The sequence below is a fragment of the Streptomyces phaeochromogenes genome (assembly GCF_001418655.1).
Taxonomy (GTDB): domain Bacteria; phylum Actinomycetota; class Actinomycetes; order Streptomycetales; family Streptomycetaceae; genus Streptomyces; species Streptomyces phaeochromogenes.
The window spans coordinates 1-3041 of the sequence record NZ_LIQZ01000316.1; the positions used below are offsets into that span (position 1 = coordinate 1).

Consider the following 3041-nt stretch of genomic DNA (forward strand, 5'->3'; position numbering starts at 1 on the left):
GCCCCCACCCACCCGCACCAGAAATCCACCCAGACCTGCCCACTCGCCCCGGCGGAGCCACCCGCACCTGGCCCCCAACCGGCGGAGCCGCCCCGCACCAAGAGCCCAAACAGTTCAAAGGGGAACTGCCATGCCTCTCCTCGTAGTTGGGATCAGCGTCCTGATCCTGCTGCTCCTGATGACCCGCCTGAAACTCAACGGCTTCGCCGCACTCCTCCTCGTGGCGATAGGCGTGGCCGTGGTCCGCGGGATACCGGTGGCCGACATCCCGGACGTCCTCTCCACCGGCATCGGCGACCAGATCGGCGACACGATGCTCACCATCGGCCTCGGCGCGATGGTCGGCCGGGTCATGGGCGACTCGGGCGCCGCCCAACGCATCGCGAGCAAGCTGCTGGACGCCTTCGGCCCCCGCTGGGTCCAGGTCGCCATGGTGGTCACGTCGATGCTCATCGGCGTGACCATGTTCTACGAGGTCGCCTTCATCATCATCGTGCCGATCGCGTTCACCCTGGTCAGGGTCACCGGGGCGAACCTGCTCTGGGTCGGCCTGCCGATGTCGATCGCGCTGTCCACGATGCACAGCTTCCTGCCGCCGCACCCGGGCCCCACCGCCGTGGCCGCGACCTTCCACGCGTCCGTCGGCCACACCCTCTTCTACGGCCTCTTCATCGCCGTACCCGCCGGTGCGCTCATCGCGCTCGCCTGGCCGCGGCTGCCGTTCATCAAGCGGATGAACCCGTCCATCCCCACGGGCCTGGTCAGCGAGCGGGAGTTCGCCGACGAGGAGATGCCCGGCATGGGCTGGTCGCTGTTCGTGGCCCTCTTCCCCGTGGTGCTGATCGCGGGCGCCGCCGTGACCGACATGGCCACGTCCGGCGAGAGCCCGTTCCTGAACTTCGTCGCGTTCATCGGCTCGGCGCCGATCGCGCTCATGCTGACCCTGCTGCTGGCGATCTGGGCGTTCGGACCGCGGATCGGCCGCAGCATGGAGGAGGTCAGCGCCTCCTGCACCTCCGCCGCCAAGGCGATGGCGATGATCCTGCTGGTCATCGGGGCGGGCGGCGCCTTCAAGAACGTCCTCGTCGAGGGCGGCATCTCCGACTACATCAAGGACGCCACCGACGGCTGGTCCATCTCGCCGATCATCCTGGCGTGGCTCATCGCGGTCATCCTCCGGGTCGCCCTCGGCTCGGCGACGGTCGCCGTCGTCACGGCCTCCGGCGTGGTCCTCCCGCTCCTCGCGGGCAGCGGCGTCCACCCCGAGATCATGGTGCTCGCCGTGTCGTGCGGGTCGATCGCCTTCTCCCACGTCAACGACCCGGGATTCTGGCTGTTCAAGGAGTACTTCAACCTCTCGGTCATCGAGGCGATCAAGGTCCGTACGACTTATACGACGGTGCTCGCGATCATCGGCCTGGGCGGCGTCCTGGCACTGGAGTGGGCCCTGGACGTCCTCAGCCTGTGAAGTTCTTCGACCACCGGCCTCAACCACTGGCCCCAACCACCCTCACACACAAGGGACTTCGACCCGCATGAGCTTCCAGAGCCAGCCGACCGTCACCCACTTCGCCGTCTATCCCGTGGCCGGCCGTGACTGCATGGAGCTGAACCTCTCCGGCGCCCACGGCCCCTACTTCACCCGCAACGTCGTCGTCCTCAAGGACTCCGAGGGCCGTACGGGACTGGGGGAGGTGCCCGGCGGCGAGAAGATCACCCAGACCCTGCGCGACGCCGAGTCCCTGGTGGTCGGCGCGAAGGTGGGCGACTACAAGCGGGTCCTGCGCGAGATCGGCGCCCGCTTCGCCGACCGCGACTCGGGCGGACGTGGCGCCCAGACCTTCGACCTGCGCACCACCGTCCACGCGGTCACGGCCGTCGAGTCGGCGCTCCTCGACCTCCTGGGGCAGCACCTCGACGTACCGGTCGCGGCCCTCCTGGGCGACGGCCAACAGCGCGATTCAGTAAGAGTGTTGGGCTATCTCTTCTACGTCGGCGACCCCGACCGCACCGACCTGGAGTACGTCCGCGAGCCCGACTCGGACGTCGACTGGTACCGCGTCCGGCACGAGGAGGCCCTGACACCGGAGGCGATCGTCCGCCAGGCCGAGGCCGCCTACGACCTCTACGGCTTCCGGGATTTCAAGCTCAAGGGCGGGGTCCTCGCGGGCGCGGAGGAGGTCGACGCCGTACGCGCGCTCAAGGCCCGCTTCCCCGAGGCCCGCATCACCCTCGACCCGAACGGCGCGTGGTCGCTGCGCGAGGCGATCGAACTGTGTACGCCGCTGCTGGGCACCCTCGCCTACGCCGAGGACCCGTGCGGGGCGGAGGGCGGCTACTCGGGGCGCGAGATCCTCGCCGAGTTCCGCCGCGCCACCGGCCTGCCGACCGCGACGAACATGATCGCCACGGACTGGCGTCAGATGACCCACGCCCTCGCCCTCCAGTCGGTCTCCATCCCCCTGGCCGACCCGCACTTCTGGACCATGCAGGGCTCGGTGCGGGTGGCGCAGCTGTGCAACGCCATGGGGCTGACCTGGGGCTGTCACTCCAACAACCACTTCGACATCTCGCTCGCCATGGTCACCCACTGCGGCGCCGCGGCCCCCGGCGACTACAACGCCCTCGACACCCACTGGATCTGGCAGGAGGGCCTGGAGCGCCTCACGGTCGCCCCGCCCCGCATCACCGACGGCGAGATCTCCGTCCCCGATGCTCCCGGCCTGGGCGTCGACCTCGACATGGACCGTCTCCTCGCGGCCCACGAGCTCTACAAGGAGAAGGCCCTCGGCGCGCGGGACGACGCCATCGGGATGCAGTACCTCATCCCCGACTGGCAGTTCGACGCGAAGCGGCCTTGTCTGGTCCGGTAGGGCCAAGGGCGGGCTCGTCGTATGGGTGCGGGCCCGCTGTGGCCGGTCGCGCAGTTCCCCGCGCCCCCCAAAAGACGGGGCTGCGCCCCTGTCTTTGGGGGGCGCCCCGGGCCACGCGATCAGCCACAACGATTTAGGGGCGCGGGGAACTGCGCGACCAGCCCCGAC

2 protein-coding genes are annotated in these 3041 nt (G+C 69.5%); both read left to right on the forward strand.

All coding sequences use genetic code 11. The features are described 5' to 3' along the window. The first annotated feature begins 67 nt into the window (after window positions 1–67). Window positions 68–1468, forward strand: coding sequence for a gluconate:H+ symporter (locus AOK17_RS35135; protein WP_281198666.1), 1401 nt, complete (start codon window positions 68–70; stop codon window positions 1466–1468). Between the two features lie 67 nt (window positions 1469–1535). Next, entirely contained in the window at window positions 1536–2873 is a 1338-nt protein-coding gene (locus AOK17_RS35140; protein WP_055616647.1) for an enolase C-terminal domain-like protein, read from the forward strand. The last annotated feature ends 168 nt before the right edge of the window (window positions 2874–3041 follow it).

What these genes read in the sequence shown, in the direction of transcription:
- AOK17_RS35140 (WP_055616647.1), top strand. Translation starts at nt 1,536, where the DNA reads ATGAGCTTCCAGAGCCAGCCGACCGTCACCCACTTCGCCGTCTATCCC.